Origin of the sequence: Streptomyces humidus (assembly GCF_014649655.1) — a bacterium.
Classification (GTDB): domain Bacteria; phylum Actinomycetota; class Actinomycetes; order Streptomycetales; family Streptomycetaceae; genus Streptomyces; species Streptomyces humidus.
The window spans coordinates 17750-33947 of sequence record NZ_BMTL01000005.1; the positions used below are offsets into that span (position 1 = coordinate 17750).

A 16198-nucleotide genomic window follows, 5' to 3' on the forward strand; every position below is an offset into this window, starting at 1 on the left:
TACGACTTCGTCATGGACGGCCCGCGCGCCCGCGACCTGCCGGCCCACGGCTGCGCGCTGGATCTCCACCCGTACGCCTTCGGCGCGGGACGCTGCGTCCGGAAGACGCCGGCCCGCACCCTTGTCGTCCAGGTCGCCCGGACGACCCCGGCTTCCGGGTGCTGGTCCGCTCGTCCTTCGCCGGCTGCCTGACGGACCGACTGCTGGACGCGGCGGCGGAATACGGGTGAGGGCGCACGGGGCTCCCGCCCGGCCACCGCCCGCTCGGCCGCCCCTCCAAGCCCTTCCGTGCGCCGGACCTCTCCGTGCCGGGCGAGCGGACCGGCGTCCGTGCCCGCCGGGCCGACGTGGAGATCCGGACACCTCGGCACGACGCACGACAGGCGCCGGCCATGCCGAGGACCCCAAGGGCCGGCCAACGGCGTGTCAGGCTCCGCTGCCCCTGAGGCCGTCGCGCACCAGGTCGACCACCTCGTCCTCGGAGAGTCCGAGGGCGTGCGCCTCGGACACGAGGGAACGCACCTGTTCCAGAAGGCGGGCGCGGGCCGGGGTGCCCTCGAGCACCATCGCCCCGCGCCCGCGGCGCAGCTCGATCAGCCCTTCGTCGCGCAGCGCCTGGTAGCCGCGCAGCACGGTGTGGAGGTTGACGCCGAGCGATTCGGCGAGTGCGCGGGCGGGCGGAAGTCGCTCGCCCGGGGAGATCTCGCCGTCGGCGACGGCCCGCCGTACGCGCGCGGCGATCTGGGCGCCGAGAGGCACGTTCGAGCCGGGGTCGACGCGGATCAGCACCTCAGTGCGCCTCTCGCCGGGCGATCAGGGTGTTGAGCAGCGCGGCCGCGGTAGCCGGGTCGTCGACCGTGACGGCGAACTCCCGCCCGCCCGCGCGGCGTACGACGAGCGTCGGTCCGGAGCGCAGGATCACCCCCGAAGCGCCGGGGCGGATCCGGTAACCCCAGCCCCCGAAGTCGCCGAGGGCGTCGACATGCCGGTGCGAGGCGCCGGTCATCGACTCCAGCGGCAGTCGGATCCGGGGCCAGGGCAGCCGGCCCGGGGTCACGGTCAGCCCCTGACGGCCCACGGTGACGTACAGGCGGGCGAAGCAGAGGCAGGGCAGACCGCCCACCAGGAGCGGGGTGGCGGCGGCCGGACCGGTGAACGGGAGCAGTGCCAGGGCCGCGGCCGTCAGCGCCAGACCCAGGGCGCCGAGCGGCCGGGAGCCGGTGGCGCGCGCCCAGGCTGCGAGTTCGCCGTCGGCGAGACCGAGGCGCGCGTGGTCCGCGGCAGGGGAGTGCGGACCTCGGGAGGGAAGGGTGCGGGCGAGCAGCAGCCCCGCCCCGGCGCACACCGCCGCCACCACGACCGCGAAGGCCAGGTGCCATGGGGAGAGGCGGACGGTGGAGGCGTCGCCGTGCGCGTCGTGGTTGACGAGCTGCACCGAGACGAAGAGCGAGCCCATCAGCCCGGCGACGGCGTACGCGGTCACGAGGATCCACCCGCTCCGGTGGGCCGCCCGGCTGACGAGGACGGCCATGATCGCGGCGACCCCCGCGAGCAGCAGCCCGCTCGTCGCCATGAAGACGCCGCGCCCGGTGAACCCGTCGGCTGTGCCGTCGAGTCGGAAATGGGTCGCCATCCGGTCGGGCAGCTGACGGCGCGTCATGACGAAGAGGGCGGCGTCGGCGGCCAGGGCGACGAGGCAGGGGAGCGCGGCGAGGGCCGGGCCGCGACCGGAGCGCTTCATGGGGACTCCCGTCGTCGAGTTGTTTGCCTTTCAGTAGAACAATGTCTCAATCTCAAAACAATAGCCATGTACATAGTCGCCATGTACAGTAAATGCAGTGAGTCCCTGAACGACCTGTGACGAGAAGGAGCAGTCATGACGACGTACACGCCCGCGGTCGACGGCCGGATCATCGCTCTGGCGCACTACGCGGCGCGCGCCCTTCTGGAGGGTGTGCTGACCCGCCACGACGTGACGTTCCATCAGAACGTGGTGCTGCGGGCCGTCGTGCTCGCGGGAGAGTCCACGGGCCGCGACGAACTCGTCGCCGACGTCACCGGATCGCTGAAGGCCGGCCCTTCGCTCGTGCGCGACGTGATCGGGAAGTTGACGGCGCAGCGGCTTCTGGAGGAGGACCCGGCGCAACCGTCACAGCTACGACTGACGGACGCCGGGCGGCGGTTGTACGAGAGCACCGCCGCCGAGACCGCAGAGATCTCCGCCCGGCTGTACGCCGGCGTCCCCGCCGCGGACCTGGCCGTCGCGGGCCGTGTGCTGACCCTCGTCACCCAGCGGGCCGACGCCGAACTGGCCGCCATGTGAGGACGGATCGGCTTCGGCGCGTGGGGTGCGTGGGCGCGAGGGGTGCGGTCGGGGCGGGCGGATACGTCGGAGCCTCTCGCCCGATCAGACCGGGTAGGCGTGCGTCTGCGTGGCCTTGACCGTCGCCCAGACCTCGGCGCCCGGACGCAGATCGAGTTCGGCGGCGGCGACCGTCGTCAGATCCGCGGCGAGCGGAAGCTCCCCCGAGAGGTCGGCGCGCACCAGGTCGCGATGGGTCTCCAGCCCCGCGACCTCGCAGCGCCACAGGTTGCGGGCGCTGGCACCGGCCGGACGCTCCCGGTACAGCGTCACCGCGCTCGGCGGGAACGCCACGAACACCGGGCCGGACAGCACCTCGGTGGTGGTGATGGACGGACCGGCGCCGAGACGGACTACATGGCCGTCGGAGTCGCCCCGGTAGAGGTTCAGCCCGACCAGCCGGGCGATGTAGTCCGAGCGCGGATGGCGGGCGATGTCGGAGGGAGCGCCCTCCTGGACCACCCGGCCGTCCTCGACGACGACCAGACGGTCGGCCAGCACCATCGCGTCCAGCGGATCGTGGGTGACCAGGACGGCGACGGCCTCGAACTCGGCCAGGTGACGGCGGAGTTGGGCCCGCACCTCCAGCCGGGTGCGGGCGTCCAGTGCCGCCAGAGGCTCGTCCAGCAGAAGCAGCCGGGGCCGGGTCGCCAGCGCGCGGGCCAGGGCGACGCGCTGGGCCTGCCCGCCGGACAGCCTGCGCGGCTTGGCGTCGGCATGGTCCGCGAGACCCAGCCGGCGCAGCCACTCGGCGGCCCGGGCCCGGGCCTGCGCCCTGGTCGCGCCCTGGCAGCGCGGCCCGAAGGCCACGTTGTCCAGAGCGCTCAGATGCGGGAAGAGCAGGTAGTCCTGGAAGACCACGCCGACCGGACGGGACTCCGGCGGCACATCCTCCAGCGCGGCGCCGTCCAGCCGCAGACGTCCGCCGGTGAGCGTGGTCAGTCCGGCGAGCGCCCGCAGGGCCGTGGTCTTCCCGGCGCCGTTGGGGCCGAGCAGGGCGGCGACCTCGCCGGGGGCGACACGAAGCGCCACGTCGAGGCGGAAGGCCCCGCGCTCGACGACGAGACGGGCGTCCAGGCCCTCCTTGAAGGCCTCGACTGCCGCGGGGGCTTCGCGAGCCTCGGAGGACCCGAGGGCCTGGTAGGCATGGGAGGCCTCGGAACGGACGGCGGGAGCGGACTTCCGGCCCGCGGCCGTCCTGCGGTCATCCACCTGCGCTCATCCCCTCGTCGTCATCCACCGGTCGTCATCCCCCCGCCGTCATCCACCGGTCGTCATCCACCGGTCGCGCAGGCCGGCCAGCACCGCCACGGACACGGCCAGCAGGACCAGGCTGAGCGCCATGGCCGCCTCCGGATCGCTCTGCAGCGCCAGGTACACGGCCAGCGGCATCGTCTGGGTCCGGCCCGGGAAGTTGCCCGCGAACGTGATCGTGGCGCCGAACTCGCCGAGCGCCCGGGCCCACGCCAGGACCGCGCCGGCCGCGATGCCCGGCATGATGAGCGGGAGGGTGACCCGGCGGAACGCGGTGAAGCGGGACGCGCCGAGCGTGGCGGCGGCCTCCTCGTAGCGCGGGTCGGCGGCGCGCAGCGTGCCCTCGACGCTGATGACGAGGAACGGCATCGCCACGAACGCCTCGGCGATCACGACCCCGCCGGTGGTGAAGGGAAGCGTGATCCCGAACCAGGAGTCCAGCCACCGGCCCACGACGCCGTTGCGGCCGAGCGCCGTCAGAAGGGCCACACCGCCCACCACCGGCGGCAGCACGAGCGGCAGGGTGACAAGGGCGCGCACGAGCCCGCGTCCGGGGAACCTCACGCGGGCCAGCAGCCAGGCCAGCGGCACGCCGAGGAGCAGGCTCACCGCGGTCGCCGCCGTGGCGCAGAGCAGCGACAGCCGCAGCGCCTGCCACACCTCGGCGCTGGTCAGCTGTCCGGGCAGGCTGCGCCACGGGGCCCGTACGAGCAGGGCGACGAGCGGCACGATCAGGAACGCCAGGCCGATCAGCGCGGGCACCAGCAGGGGAAGCGGCGCCCCGCCGCCCCCGCGGAACCGCCGACCGGGCGTACCCCCGCGCAGCGAGCCGGTCGTGGCCTCGGACGCCGTCTCGGGCTCGGGTTCGTCGAAGAGGGTCACGGCTCGAGGAACCCCGCCTCCGTCAGGACCTGCCGGCCCTCGGCGGACCGCACCAGCGCGATGAACGCGTCGGCCGCACCGGCGTTGTCGGCGCCCTTGAGCCGGACGATCGGGTACGCGTTGACCGCCTGGGCGGACTCGGGGAACTCCACACCCTTCACCTTGCCACCTGCCGCGTGCACATCGGTCCGGTAGACGACGGCCGCGTCGGCCTCCTTCAGCTCGACCTTCGTCAGCGCCGCCTTGACGTCCTGCTCGTAGGAGACGGGCTCGAGCTCGAGCCCGCCCGCGGCGAGCGCCTTCTGCGCGGCGGCCCCGCAGGGCACCGTCCTGTCGCACAGGACGACCTTCAGGCCGGACCTGGTCAGGTCGGCGAGCGAGGCGATCCTGTCGGGGTTGCCCGGCAGGGTGGCGATCTCCAGCTGGTTGCGGACGAAGGCGGCGGGCGTTCCGGCGGCGTCCCCGGCGTCGGTGACGATCTTCATCGTCCCGGGGCTGGCCGAGGCGAACACGTCCGCCGGCGCACCGCCGGTGATGCTCGCGGCGAGGGAGTCGCTGCCGCCGAAACTGAAGGTGACCTTCGTGCCCGGGTGGGCCTTCTCGAACGTCTCGCCCAGGGTCGTGAAGCTCTCCTTCAGGGAGGCCGCGGCGAACACGGTCACCGTGCCGGACAGCTGGTCCGCCGAAGACGCGGACGCCGAGGTCGGCGACTCCGCCGCCGAGGAGTCGCCGGACGACGAGCAGGCGCTCAGGACCAGCAGCGCGGCGGCCCCTGCGCCGGCTGCCTGAAGGGTCCGCTGCATCCGGCGCGCGGTAAGGGTCATCACGGGGCCACTCCCTTTCGGTCCTCACGGACACGACACCCTGACCAGGCCGTCCGCGGTGTCGGCGCTGACACCGACCTGGTCGGCAGACAGGTGTGCGTGCGCTGATGATACTGCCGCAGATGCGAGGTGAAAGAAACAAGTCGCTTGGCACAAGCCGGGGAACCGAACCCGTTGCTTGGCATGTGCGTTCCCGCCGACCATCGGCCGAGCCGTGGGAGAGGGCACGCCGAGCCCCGGCGCCGAGCCACGGGGCCGAGCTCCGGCGCCAAGTCACGGCACTGCGCGGCACGGCACGGCATGGCGCCGGCGCGGCGAGTCAGGACGCCGGAGCGTCGCGGCCCCTTGCAACTGCTCGCCCTCCGGCCGCAGGAGAACGGCCCGGGTCGTCGATGCGGCGCGGGGCGAGGTCAGGCGCGGTCGATGTGCACGTTCGTCGACTTCACCCGCGCGGTGGCCTCCACCCCGACCTCCAGCCCCAACTCCTCCACGGCCTCCCGCGTCAGCAGCGACACCAGCCGGTGCGGCCCGGCCTGGATCTCCACCTGGGCCGCGACGTCACCGAGCTTCACGGCCGTCACGATGCCGGGGAAGGCGTTGCGCACGGAGGTGTACGAGGCGTCCTCCCCGACGGCGCCGCCGCCCGCGGCCAGTTCCACGGAGAAGGCGGCCAGGTCCCTGCCGTCGATGAGGCGACGTCCGCTCTCGTCGCGGTGGGTGGCCACCCGGCCCGCGTCGGCCCACCGTCGCGCGGTGTCGGGACTCACGCCGAGGAGCCGTGCGGCCTGGCCGATCGTGTAGGACTGCATAGGCGCCAAGATAGGCGATCGACGCGGGAGCGCCCCCGGACGGCCCGCGGCGGCTTCCCTGTCCGCACGGGGCGGCGTCACTCGCCGCACGGGGCGTTGTCAGTGGTGGCAGGCAGGATGTCGGTCATGACGACACCAGGTGCAGTGATCGCGGACGCCCTCGCCTACGCGCAGGCGGTCGAGGACGCGGTGAAGGCTTCGGCCGCCTACTACGAGGCCGGCACGTCGGCGCTGGACGACGACTCCTACGACCGGCTGGTGCGCGCCATCGCGACATGGGAGGCCGAGCACCCGGACGGAGTGCTGGCCGGCTCGCCGACCGGGAAGGTGGCCGGCGGCGCCGTGCAGGGCGACGTCCCGCACACGGCGGCGATGCTGAGTCTGGACAACGTGTTCTCACCGGAGGAGTTCACGGCCTGGACGGTCTCGCTCGCCCGCCGTCTGGGCCGGGACACCGCGCGCTACAGCGTGGAGCCGAAGCTGGACGGCGTGGCGATCGCGGCACGCTACAGCCACGGCCGCCTGACTCGGCTGATCACCCGGGGCGACGGGACGGCCGGGGAGGACGTCTCGCACGCGATCGGGACGATCGAGGGCCTGCCGGCCGAACTGGCGGAGCCCGTCACGGTGGAGGTGCGCGGCGAAGTCCTGATGACGACCGGTCAGTTCGAGCACGCCAACGAGGTGCGCACCGCGCACGGCGGAGCGCCGTTCGCGAACCCGCGCAACGCCGCGGCCGGCACCTTGCGCGCGAAGGAACGCGCCTACACGGTGCCCATGACGTTCTTCGCCTACGGTCTGCTGCCGCTGGCCGACACCGAGCCCGCGCAGGCCGAGACGCTGGGGGAGTGCGCGCACAGCGACCTGATGGCCCGGGCCGCCGCATACGGGGTGAACACCACGGCCGCCACCGCCGTGCCCGGCGTCACCGCGAGCACCGTGGAGGAGGTCCTGGACCGCGTGTCGGAGATCGCCGCCCTGCGGCCGTCGCTGCCCTTCGGGATCGACGGGATCGTCGTCAAAGCGGACCTGGCCGCGGACCAGCGCGCCGCGGGATCCGGGTCACGCGCCCCGCGCTGGGCGATCGCCTTCAAGCTGCGCGCCGTGGAGAAGATCACCCGGCTGCTGGCGGTCGAGTGGAACGTGGGCCGCACCGGCATCATCGCCCCCCGGGCCGTCCTCGAACCGGTGGAGATCGACGGCTCCACCATCACCTACGCGACGCTTCACAACCCGGCCGACATCACCCGCCGCGACCTGCGGCTCGGCGACCGGGTCATGGTCCACCGGGCCGGTGACGTCATCCCCCGCATCGAAGCCCCCGTGGCCCACCTGCGCACCGGCGACGAACAGCCGATCGTCTTCCCCGAGGCGTGTCCGCGCTGTGGATCGGGCATCGACACCGGCGAACAGCGCTGGCGCTGCGAGAGCGGCCGCAACTGCCACCTCGTCGCCTCCCTCTCCTACGCCGCCGGCCGCGACCAGCTCGACATCGAAGGCCTCGGCCACACCCGCGTCGTCCAGCTCGTCGAAGCCGGCCTGGTCCAGGACCTCGCCGACCTGTTCACCCTCACCCGCGACCAGCTGCTCGGCCTGGAGCGCATGGGGGAGACGAGCAGCGACAAACTGCTCGCGGCGCTCGCCGCGGCGAAGGAGCAGCCGCTGTCGAGAGTGCTGTGCGCCCTCGGCGTCCGCGGCACGGGCCGCTCCATGTCCCGCCGGATCGCCCGGCACTTCGCCACCATGCACCACCTGCGCGCCGCCGACGCCGAGGCGATCCGGCAGGTCGACGGCATCGGCGCCGAGAAGGCCCCCTCGATCGTCGCCGAACTGGCCGAACTCGCCCCGCTGATCGACAAACTGGCCGCGGCCGGGGTGAACATGACCGAGCCCGGAGCTCTGCCTCCCGCCCCGACGACAGCCGCGGCGGACGACGACGCCCGGAGCGCCGACGACGGCGCGGAGGCCATGAGCGCAGTGGGCGGCGGCCCGCTGGCGGGGATGACCGTGGTCGTCACCGGTGCGATGACAGGCGCGCTGGAGAAGCTCAGCCGCAACGAGATGAACGAGCTCATCGAACGCGCCGGCGGCCGCGCGTCCTCCAGCGTGTCGAAGAGGACGACGCTGGTCGTCGCCGGAGAGGGCTCCGGAGCCAAGCGGGCCAAGGCCGAGGCGCTCGGCATCAGGCTGGCCGACCCCGACGAGTTCGCCGCACTGGTCGCGGACCACCTCGCGACGGCCGCCGTGTAGCGGGAGGCCGGGGCCCGCGCTGTCCACGGCGGGATGCCGCACGGCGCGCCCGCCCGACGGGCGACCCACCCGGCGACCCACCGGGCGCCCCACCGGGCGACCCGACGAGCGAGGACCCGGTCGGGCGTACGCCCTCGAACACGCCGCTGACGACCGGACGGAACGCGCCGGCCGCCAGCGTCACTGCCACCGTCACTGTCACCGGATCAACGACAGTGCGGCGGCCACCGAGGCGAGGCACGTGCTGACGGCCACGGCCCAGCCCACACAGCGCAGCCGCAGTTCCCGGTAGCGCCGCTCGTACTCGCCGCGCAGCGAACGGCAGCGGGCCGCGATCCGTTCCAGATCCCCTCGAGCGTGGTGGAGGCTGTCGGCGACGTACCGCTGTTCGACGTCGGCGCGCTGCGAGGTGGTCAGCCACTCCATGGGCTCCACGAACGCCTGCGCCCTCTCCTGGGCCACCGCGATCGTGGCCTGCCACAGCAGGTACCCCTCCACTTCGTCCCCGAGCCCGCCGGCCCGCGCGGCCCCCTGCCTCGCCGTCTCGCTCATCGCCGCCTCCGGCCGGTCGTCAACGAATTCCCTGGGCCTCGGCCAGGGCGATGTCGGGGTGGTGCAGGTCGAAGGCGGGAGACTCGCTGCGGATGCGCGGCAGGGTGGTGAAGTTGTGGCGCGGCGGCGGGCAGGAGGTGGCCCACTCCAGGGAACGGCCGTAGCCCCACGGGTCGTCGACGGTCACCGGCTTGCCGTACCGGGCCGTCCTCCACACGTTGTAGAAGAACGGCAGCATGGAGAGACCGAGGAGGAAGGAGCTGATCGTCGAGATGGTGTTCAGGGCCGTGAACCCGTCCGCGGCCAGGTAGTCCGCGTAACGGCGCGGCATGCCCTCGGCGCCCAGCCAGTGCTGGACCAGGAAGGTGCCGTGGAAGCCGACGAACAGCGTCCAGAAGGTGACCTTGCCGAGGCGCTCGTCGAGCATCCTGCCGGTGAACTTCGGCCACCAGTAGTGGAAGCCGGCGAACATCGCGAAGACGACGGTGCCGAAGACGACGTAGTGGAAGTGCGCCACCACGAAGTACGAGTCCGACACATGGAAGTCCATCGGCGGCGAGGCCAGGATGACGCCGGTCAGACCGCCGAAGAGGAAGGTGACCAGGAACCCCGCCGCCCACAGCATCGGCGTCTCGAAGGACAACGACCCCTTCCACATCGTGCCGATCCAGTTGAAGAACTTCACGCCGGTCGGAACGGCGATGAGGAACGTCATGAAGGAGAAGAACGGCAGCAGCACGCCTCCGGTGACGAACATGTGGTGCGCCCACACCGTCACGGACAGACCCGCGATCGAGATCGTCGCGGCCACGAGGCCCATGTAGCCGAAGATCGGCTTGCGGGAGAAGACCGGGATGATCTCTGTGACGATGCCGAAGAACGGCAGGGCGATGATGTACACCTCCGGATGGCCGAAGAACCAGAAGAGGTGCTGCCACAGAAGCGGGCCGCCGTTGGCCGCGTCGAAGACGTGGGCGCCGAACTTGCGGTCCGCCTCCAGCGCGAACAGCGCGGCGGCGAGGACGGGGAAGGCCAGCAGGACCAGGACGGCCGTCAGCAGCACGTTCCAGGTGAAGATCGGCATGCGGAACATCGTCATGCCCGGAGCGCGCATGCAGATGATCGTGGTGATGAAGTTGACCGCGCCGAGGATGGTGCCGAAGCCGGAGAAGGCCAGACCCATGATCCACAGGTCGGCGCCGAGCCCCGGGGAGCGGACCGCGTCCGAGAGCGGGCTGTAGGCGAACCAGCCGAAGTCGGCGGCGCCCTGCGGGGTGAGGAAGCCGCCCACCGCGATCGAGGATCCGAACAGGTAGAGCCAGTAGGCGAACATGTTCAGCCGCGGGAACGCCACGTCGGGCGCGCCGATCTGCAGCGGCATGATCCAGTTCGTGAAGCCGGCGAACAGAGGTGTCGCGAACATCAGCAGCATGATCGTGCCGTGCATCGTGAACGCCTGGTTGTACTGCTCGTTCGACACGATCTGCAGGCCCGGACGGGCCAGCTCGGCGCGCATGAGAAGCGCCATGACGCCGCCGACGATGAAAAACACGAACGACGTGATCAGGTACATCGTGCCGATGGTCTTGTGGTCGGTGGTCGTCAGCCACTTCACCACGACGTTGCCGGGCTGTCTGCCCCTGACCGGCACCTCGGTGTCGTAGGCGGCGGCAGCCGAGCGGTCCGGGTCGTTCAGAATCGTCACAGCCAGTTTCTCCAGGTGTCCGCGGTCCGTCTCGGCCCGTGCGTGAGTCAGGGTCATCCTCGCGATGCGCGGCGGCGGGCGGAGCCCGGCGGAGGCCGACACGCGCCCGATCGGGCGGTTGTCACACCCGACTGGAGCAGTCGGCCCCGGCATGTCGTCCGCGGCCGGCCGCCCCGGCGCATCCCGGACGCCCGTTGATCCACATCCAGAACGGGGTAGACGGGTCGGCATGGCTGAAGTCGTACAGGCGGGACTGTGGGGTTCGGTGGCGGGCTCGGCCCTGCTGATCGGCGCTGCGCTGGGGTACGGGCTGCGGGTGCCGCAGAAGGTGATCGCCACGGTGATGGCCTTCGGCGCAGGCGTGCTGCTGTCGGCGGTCTCCTTCGAGCTGGTGGGGGAGGCGTACGACGAGGCGGGGCTCGCTCCCGCGGCCGTCGGCACCCTCGCGGGGGCGCTGGCCTACACCGGGGGCAACATGTGGCTGGCCCGCCGGGGCGCGCGCTATCGCAAGCGCTCGGGTCACGCACGGGCGGAGGCGCAGCCCTCGGAGACCGAGCAGAGCGGGTCCGGGACGGCGCTCGCGCTCGGCGCCCTGCTCGACGGGGTGCCGGAGTCCGCGGTGATCGGCGTCAGCCTCCTGGACGGGGGCGCGGTGAGCCTGGTGACGGTGGCCGCGGTCTTCATCAGCAACATCCCCGAGGGACTGTCCAGTTCGGCGGGTATGAAGAAGGCCGGCCGCACCAGGAAGTACGTCTTCGGCGTCTGGGCGGCCATCGCGGTGGCCAGTACCGTGTCGGCCGTCCTCGGCTACACCGTCGTCGGGTCCTTCTCGCCCGCCGTGATCGCCGCGGTCACCGCGGTGGCGGCCGGGGCGATCCTCGCCATGATCGCCGACACGATGATCCCCGAGGCGTTCAACGACGCCCATCTGGCCATCGGGCTCATCACCGTGTGCGGTTTCCTCGTCTCCTTCGCCCTCTCCCACACCTGACCCCCAGTCCCCTCCCGCACCTGACCGAAGGGAGGGCAGGACGAGTCTCCGGCGCGCAGCACCCCACCGATCCTCAGGACCCGTCCTCGGCTCCCTCGTCCTCCTCCTCGTCCTTGAGGGCGTCCCGCAGACGTCGCAGCTCGTCCGCGGGCCTGCCCAGGCCGTTCAGCTGCAACCGGGCCGCCTCGGTGCGGGCGTCCGTGTGCACCCGGTAGGCGAGGTCCGCCGACTGGCGCACCATCCACTGGCCGTAGGAGAGCAGCCGTCCGGCGTACGCCTGCGCCCGGACGAGGTCGACGTCGGTGAGCGGCAGCTCGATCAGCCGGGCTCGCAGCCGGAGAAGAGCCGAGGCGGCGTCGCCGCAGGCCCGCGCGGCCCGGTCCGGGACCGGGCCGGGCTCGCCGCACGCGGCCACCGCCGCGTCGGTGGGGCGCTGGGCGGCCACCGCCTCCTCCAGCACCGAGAGCAACGCCCGCACCTGGGCGGCGCGCGGCGCGCGGACCGGGGCGGGAGGAGCAGACAGCGGGCGGCTGCGCAGGCCCAGACGCTCGAGGAGACGCAGGCCCGGCCGCTCCCCGTCCCGGCCGGAACGGGTCGGCGCGGGGGCGGGCACAGGGCGGCTGGTCGAGGGCATGTCTCCTCCTGGGAAGGGGAGGCGAGGGCGGGCGCTCCCTCTCAGTGTCCCGCTCCGAGGCCGATCGGCGCCCGGCGCGGCGGCGGGTGATACCGCACGCCTGCCGGACAGCGGTCCGGGTCGGGTAAGGGCTCGGCCGGCGGGCCGGCCCCGAGGCGGGGAAAGACGATGCGGCAGGGCGGTGGAACCCGGTTCCTGCCGGGCCCCGGCACCGACACGGGTCGTCGAGTACGCCATGGTTGTCCGGTGCGCCCGGTGCGCCCGCTGCGCCCGGACGGGCGAAGAGGACGGGCCCGACGCATGCCTGACCACTGAACGCGGCAGGGCGGGGTAGACGGATCCGGCAAGGTCCCCTCGTACGAAAGTGATGCCGGTTCCATGGCCGAGACACGAGACGTCGTCGAACTCATTCTTCAGGACCACCGGAGAATGGAAGATCTCTTTCGCCTGATGCGCAGCGTGGAAGCCGACCGGGCCGCCGCCCTGAAGGAGTTCGCCGACCTGCTGATCGCACACGCGCTGGCCGAAGAGGCGAAGGTGTACCCCGCGCTCAAGCGCTACAAGAAGATCGAGGACGAAGAGGTCGAGCACGGCGAGGAGGAGCACGAGGAGGGCAACAAGGCGCTCCTCGAACTCCTGGAGGTCGACGAGGTCGGCTCCGAGGAGTGGGACGAGAAGCTGGAGGAGCTCGTCGAGGCCGTGGCGCACCACGCCGACGAGGAGGAGCGCACCATCCTCAACGGGGCACGCGAGAACGTGCCCATGGAACGACGCGAGGAACTGGGCGGGGAGTTCCTGGAGGAACGGGAGCGCCGGCTGAGGGAAGGCTGCGGCGCGGTGGACAGCGTGCGCCGCATCGTCCACTCCTGACCGGCGACGGCGACGGCGTTGTCCTCGTGCGGCGCGGACCGCCCGCGCCGCACGGGAGAACCGGCAGGGCGGCGTCCCGCGTGGCGGAAGCCCGTCCCACCCTTCGTGGGGCGGGATTCCGCCACGCCGGACGCGTGGTCACCGGAGCGCGCGGGTCAGTCCCGGGTGGGCGCACGCAGGGCGAGGAGGGCGACGTCGTCGTCGTTGGCGGCGGGGCGGACCCGTCGCAGCAACTGGTCGGTGAAGAAGGCCAGGGGCCGGTGCGCGAGGGCGGCCGCGTGCCGGCGCAGGCGGTGCAGACCCTCGTCGAGGGTGTGGCCGGGTTCCTCGATCAGACCGTCGGTGTACAGCAGGAGAGTGGATCCGGGCGGAAGCAGGACCGTGGCGTCGATGCGAGGTCTGCGAGAGCCGGTGCCCAGCAGGATGCCATGACCGTCGGTGAGGTACTCGGCCAGGCCGTCTCGTCTGATCAGCAGGGGCGGCGGGTGGCCGGCGTTGGTCCAGGTGAGTTTCCATCTGCCCTGGTCGGCCTCCTCGAGCTTGCCGAGGACCAGGGTGGCCATGTCGACGTCGGTGACGTGCATGACCGCCTCGTCGAGGCGGTCGACGATCCGGCTCGGGGGCTCGCGAAGGGCCCAGGCGTAGGCGCGCAGCATGTTGCGCACCTGCGCCATGCCGGCCGCCGCCTCCAGGTCGTGGCCGACGACGTCGCCCACGGCCAGCGCGGTGGACCCGTCGGACAGGGAGAAGGCGTCGTACCAGTCGCCCCCCACCTGCGAGGCGTCGGGCGCGGGCAGGTAGCGCACCGTCATCTGCAGCCCGGGCACGCGCGGCATCTGGGGCAGCAGATGATTCTGCATGGTCTCGGCGACCTTGCGCTGACGCTGGTAGAGCCGGGCGTTGTCCAGGGCGAGACCGGCACGGCGGGCGACGTCCTCGATCAGGGGGAGGTCGGCGGGATGGTAGTCCCCGGGCTGTTCCGCGCGGCCCAGGGTCAGGGCGCCCAGGACCGCGCGGGTGCTGCGGATGGGGGCGATGGCCGCGGAGTGGATTCCGCTGGCGTCGAACAGACGACGCTGCTCGACCGCGATGCCGGAGTCCGGCGCCCCCTGGTAGGTCTGCGGACCGGCCAGGGTCGCGGCGACCCCACGCAGAGCCCTGGACAAGGGCATGGGCGACTCCTCGGGGACCGCCGGCATCGGGCCCTGCAGCTCGTCGTGGCGTACCAGGAAGTCGCCGTCCGCCTCGACGACGACGGTGCGCCACACTTCGTCCCGCTCGGTGATGAGGTCGATGACGATCCAGTCCGCCAGCCGTGGCACGACCAGGGTCACCAGGCGTCGCAGTGCCTCGTCGACGTCCAGGGTGGCGGTCAGCTGCGTGGTGGTCGCGGCCAGCAGGGCGAGCCGTTCGAGTTCCGGCAGCAGGGCGCCGGCGGGCTCCGGCGGCGTGTCCGTCCCCGCCACGCGCCGGGTGTGGAAGATGACGAGCGTGCAGCGTTCCAGGCCGGCGAGCTCGAAGGGCGTGATCAGCCATGCGATGGGCAGTACGGAGCCGTCCCTGTGCGCGAAATGGTCCTCCTCGGCCTGAGCGGGACGCCCGGCGTGGAAGGCCTGCCGCATGCGGCACTGGGTCCTCGGCAGGGGCTGACCGTGGGCGTCCCGGTGCAGCAGGTCGTGCGCGTCGTGGCCGAGGAGATCGCCGCGGGTCCAGCCCAGGAGGTCTTCCGTCCGGGAGTTCACCGCGATGACGCGGCCCTGCTCGTCCACCACGTAGGCCCCGGTCCCGATGACCTCCAGCGCTTCCGTGAGCGGGATGGCAGGCGCCCCCGGACGCCGCTTGCCGCGGTTCTCCGAATGCTCCGATGCTGCCATGCCCATGATCTCCCTGCTCGACTGGAGGCATCCCCGGTGGGCGATGTCCGCTTTCCCGACTGCCCAGCAGCCCGGAAACGAAGCCGCCGAGCGAAGTCGCCCGGATTGTGCCGGAGCCCGGAACAGATTCCCCACCCGGGGCCTCGGCGCGGCACGCGGTCCCAGGAGACGGTGACGCCCGGCCGTGAACCGCGCTCATGGCCCTGTCCGTCGCGGGCATGCCGCCTCCTGCCCGCCGTCGGCCGGTGACAGAGATGATCACACCGGTTCGATAGAACCTCCCGTACCTGGGAAGACGCTTGTCGATCTTCGTTGGCGTCCTCGGGAGGAAGCATCACCATGGCCGTTCCCGTCCGTGCTCCGCGCTCCGCGCGCCGCTCCCGTCGGTTCGAACTGCGGGCGACAGCCCTGTACTTCACCCTTCTCGCCGTCCTCCTGACGCTGGTGGGCACGGTCGCGCGTACCGCGGCGGCCGCCGCCGGGCACTGTCCCGCCTGGGCCGCCGCGCTCGTCCTCGTCGGCGCCGGCAGCGTGGCGGCCGGCCGGCGCGGAAGGCGCCGGATATCGGCGGCGAGACTTGCGCGCCGCGCCGCCAGAGCCCTGGACGAGGCCACGAGGACGGCGGTCGACGCCCTCGACGCCCCCGCCCCGGCCGCTGCCCCTGCCATGGCATTCGCCCCTGCCGCCGTTCCCGGGGCGGCCGGAGCGCGGCCGTGCGGCGGAGACCTCGACGTGGAGCGCACGGTCGCCCTCGTCGATCCCCGGGACGACGCCTGCGCGGAGACCGGGGAGGCCGACTACGAGGCGCTGGACCCCTACGAGTTCGAAGAGGCGATAGCCGAGCTGTGCCGACGCGACGGCTGCCTCGACGTGGACGTGGTCGGCGGAGCCGGCGACCTGGGCGCCGACGTCGTGGCGAGGACACCTGACGGCCGGCTGCTCGTCGTCCAGTGCAAGCGGTACTGCGACACCAACCGGGTGGGGTCCCAGGACATGCAGCGGTTCGGCGGCACCTGTTTCACCGTGCACGGGGCCGACGTCGCCGTCGTGGTCACCACCAGCGACTTCACCGCCCCCGCGGTCGAGTACGCAGAGCAGTGCGGCATCGTCTGCGTGGACGGCGGGGAACTGCTGCGCTGGCAGGACGGCGTGGGACCGCGACCGTGGGATCCGCAGCCCGCGGCAGGCTGA

At 72.5% G+C, this 16198-nt stretch carries 15 protein-coding genes and 1 pseudogene; 6 read left to right on the forward strand and 10 right to left on the reverse strand.

Annotation, left to right across the window (positions count from 1 at the left end):
* Positions 1–9: 9 nt before the first annotated feature.
* Positions 10–230 (forward strand): annotated as a pseudogene (locus tag IE239_RS06780) (sarcosine oxidase subunit gamma); the annotation flags it as partial.
* A gap of 196 nt (positions 231–426) precedes the next feature.
* Here IE239_RS06780 and IE239_RS06785 read toward each other — a convergent pair.
* Positions 427–789 (reverse strand): GntR family transcriptional regulator, encoded by a 363-nt coding sequence (locus tag IE239_RS06785; RefSeq protein ID WP_190148349.1) that lies wholly within the window; start codon positions 787–789, stop codon positions 427–429.
* Between the two features lies 1 nt (position 790).
* Entirely contained in the window at positions 791–1741 is a 951-nt protein-coding gene (locus IE239_RS06790) for a DUF1648 domain-containing protein (RefSeq protein ID WP_190148350.1), read from the reverse strand.
* Between the two features lie 135 nt (positions 1742–1876).
* Between IE239_RS06790 and IE239_RS06795 the strand changes: the two genes are divergently transcribed.
* The gene (locus IE239_RS06795; RefSeq protein WP_190148351.1) at positions 1877–2323 is read left to right on the forward strand and encodes a winged helix DNA-binding protein; all 447 of its coding nucleotides are present in this window, start codon (positions 1877–1879) and stop codon (positions 2321–2323) included.
* A gap of 84 nt (positions 2324–2407) precedes the next feature.
* Here IE239_RS06795 and IE239_RS06800 read toward each other — a convergent pair whose 3' ends face one another.
* The 4 genes from IE239_RS06800 to IE239_RS06815 all read right to left on the reverse strand — a co-directional run bounded on the left by IE239_RS06800 (position 2408) and on the right by IE239_RS06815 (position 6131).
* Positions 2408–3439, reverse strand: a complete 1032-nt coding sequence (locus IE239_RS06800; RefSeq protein WP_229877922.1) for an ABC transporter ATP-binding protein — start codon at positions 3437–3439, stop codon at positions 2408–2410.
* 183 nt (positions 3440–3622) lie between these two features.
* Positions 3623–4498: a molybdate ABC transporter permease subunit gene (gene modB / locus IE239_RS06805; RefSeq protein ID WP_190148353.1), complete on the reverse strand. Its 876-nt coding sequence runs from the start codon at positions 4496–4498 to the stop codon at positions 3623–3625.
* Complete coding sequence (gene modA, locus IE239_RS06810) at positions 4495–5322, reverse strand: molybdate ABC transporter substrate-binding protein (RefSeq protein ID WP_190148354.1); 828 nt, start codon at positions 5320–5322, stop codon at positions 4495–4497. Before modA ends, modB begins: the two co-directional genes overlap by 4 nt.
* Before the next feature lie 410 nt (positions 5323–5732).
* Positions 5733–6131, reverse strand: coding sequence for a TOBE domain-containing protein (locus IE239_RS06815; protein ID WP_190148355.1), 399 nt, complete (start codon positions 6129–6131; stop codon positions 5733–5735).
* Positions 6132–6257: 126 nt separating this feature from the next.
* Here IE239_RS06815 and ligA point away from each other — a divergent pair, with 126 nt between their 5' ends.
* Entirely contained in the window at positions 6258–8381 is a 2124-nt protein-coding gene (gene ligA, locus IE239_RS06820; RefSeq protein WP_229877864.1) for an NAD-dependent DNA ligase LigA, read from the forward strand.
* Positions 8382–8579: 198 nt separating this feature from the next.
* On the opposite strand, the gene IE239_RS06825 is transcribed toward ligA, so the two are convergent.
* Both IE239_RS06825 and ctaD read right to left on the reverse strand, forming a co-directional pair.
* On the reverse strand, positions 8580–8933 hold the full coding sequence (locus IE239_RS06825; protein WP_190148357.1) for a cytochrome C oxidase subunit I: 354 nt from the start codon (positions 8931–8933) through the stop codon (positions 8580–8582).
* 19 nt (positions 8934–8952) lie between these two features.
* Positions 8953–10638 (reverse strand): aa3-type cytochrome oxidase subunit I, encoded by a 1686-nt coding sequence (gene ctaD, locus IE239_RS06830; protein WP_190148554.1) that lies wholly within the window; start codon positions 10636–10638, stop codon positions 8953–8955.
* A gap of 229 nt (positions 10639–10867) precedes the next feature.
* Here ctaD and IE239_RS06835 point away from each other — a divergent pair, with 229 nt between their 5' ends.
* Positions 10868–11629 carry a ZIP family metal transporter gene (locus IE239_RS06835; RefSeq protein WP_190148358.1) on the forward strand — a complete coding sequence of 254 codons (762 nt, stop codon included), beginning with the start codon at positions 10868–10870 and terminating at the stop codon, positions 11627–11629.
* Positions 11630–11702: 73 nt separating this feature from the next.
* On the opposite strand, the gene IE239_RS06840 is transcribed toward IE239_RS06835, so the two are convergent.
* Positions 11703–12263, reverse strand: a complete 561-nt coding sequence (locus tag IE239_RS06840; protein WP_229877865.1) for a hypothetical protein — start codon at positions 12261–12263, stop codon at positions 11703–11705.
* 378 nt (positions 12264–12641) lie between these two features.
* Between IE239_RS06840 and IE239_RS06845 the strand changes: the two genes are divergently transcribed.
* The gene (locus IE239_RS06845; RefSeq protein WP_190148359.1) at positions 12642–13133 is read left to right on the forward strand and encodes a hemerythrin domain-containing protein; all 492 of its coding nucleotides are present in this window, start codon (positions 12642–12644) and stop codon (positions 13131–13133) included.
* Between the two features lie 155 nt (positions 13134–13288).
* On the opposite strand, the gene IE239_RS06850 is transcribed toward IE239_RS06845, so the two are convergent.
* Complete coding sequence (locus IE239_RS06850; protein WP_190148360.1) at positions 13289–15007, reverse strand: SpoIIE family protein phosphatase; 1719 nt, start codon at positions 15005–15007, stop codon at positions 13289–13291.
* Positions 15008–15346: 339 nt separating this feature from the next.
* Between IE239_RS06850 and IE239_RS06855 the strand changes: the two genes are divergently transcribed.
* Complete coding sequence (locus IE239_RS06855; protein WP_190148361.1) at positions 15347–16198, forward strand: restriction endonuclease; 852 nt, start codon at positions 15347–15349, stop codon at positions 16196–16198.

Bases quoted from the DNA above. Each gene is read 5' to 3' on its own strand.
- IE239_RS06790 (WP_190148350.1), bottom strand. From the start codon at position 1,741: ATGAAGCGCTCCGGTCGCGGCCCGGCCCTCGCCGCGCTCCCCTGCCTC.
- IE239_RS06795 (WP_190148351.1), top strand. From the start codon at position 1,877: ATGACGACGTACACGCCCGCGGTCGACGGCCGGATCATCGCTCTGGCG.
- modA (WP_190148354.1), bottom strand. From the start codon at position 5,322: ATGACCCTTACCGCGCGCCGGATGCAGCGGACCCTTCAGGCAGCCGGC.
- IE239_RS06815 (WP_190148355.1), bottom strand. From the start codon at position 6,131: ATGCAGTCCTACACGATCGGCCAGGCCGCACGGCTCCTCGGCGTGAGT.
- ligA (WP_229877864.1), top strand. From the start codon at position 6,258: ATGACGACACCAGGTGCAGTGATCGCGGACGCCCTCGCCTACGCGCAG.
- IE239_RS06825 (WP_190148357.1), bottom strand. From the start codon at position 8,933: ATGAGCGAGACGGCGAGGCAGGGGGCCGCGCGGGCCGGCGGGCTCGGG.
- IE239_RS06835 (WP_190148358.1), top strand. From the start codon at position 10,868: ATGGCTGAAGTCGTACAGGCGGGACTGTGGGGTTCGGTGGCGGGCTCG.
- IE239_RS06840 (WP_229877865.1), bottom strand. From the start codon at position 12,263: ATGCCCTCGACCAGCCGCCCTGTGCCCGCCCCCGCGCCGACCCGTTCC.
- IE239_RS06845 (WP_190148359.1), top strand. From the start codon at position 12,642: ATGGCCGAGACACGAGACGTCGTCGAACTCATTCTTCAGGACCACCGG.
- IE239_RS06850 (WP_190148360.1), bottom strand. From the start codon at position 15,007: ATGGCAGCATCGGAGCATTCGGAGAACCGCGGCAAGCGGCGTCCGGGG.
- IE239_RS06855 (WP_190148361.1), top strand. From the start codon at position 15,347: ATGGCCGTTCCCGTCCGTGCTCCGCGCTCCGCGCGCCGCTCCCGTCGG.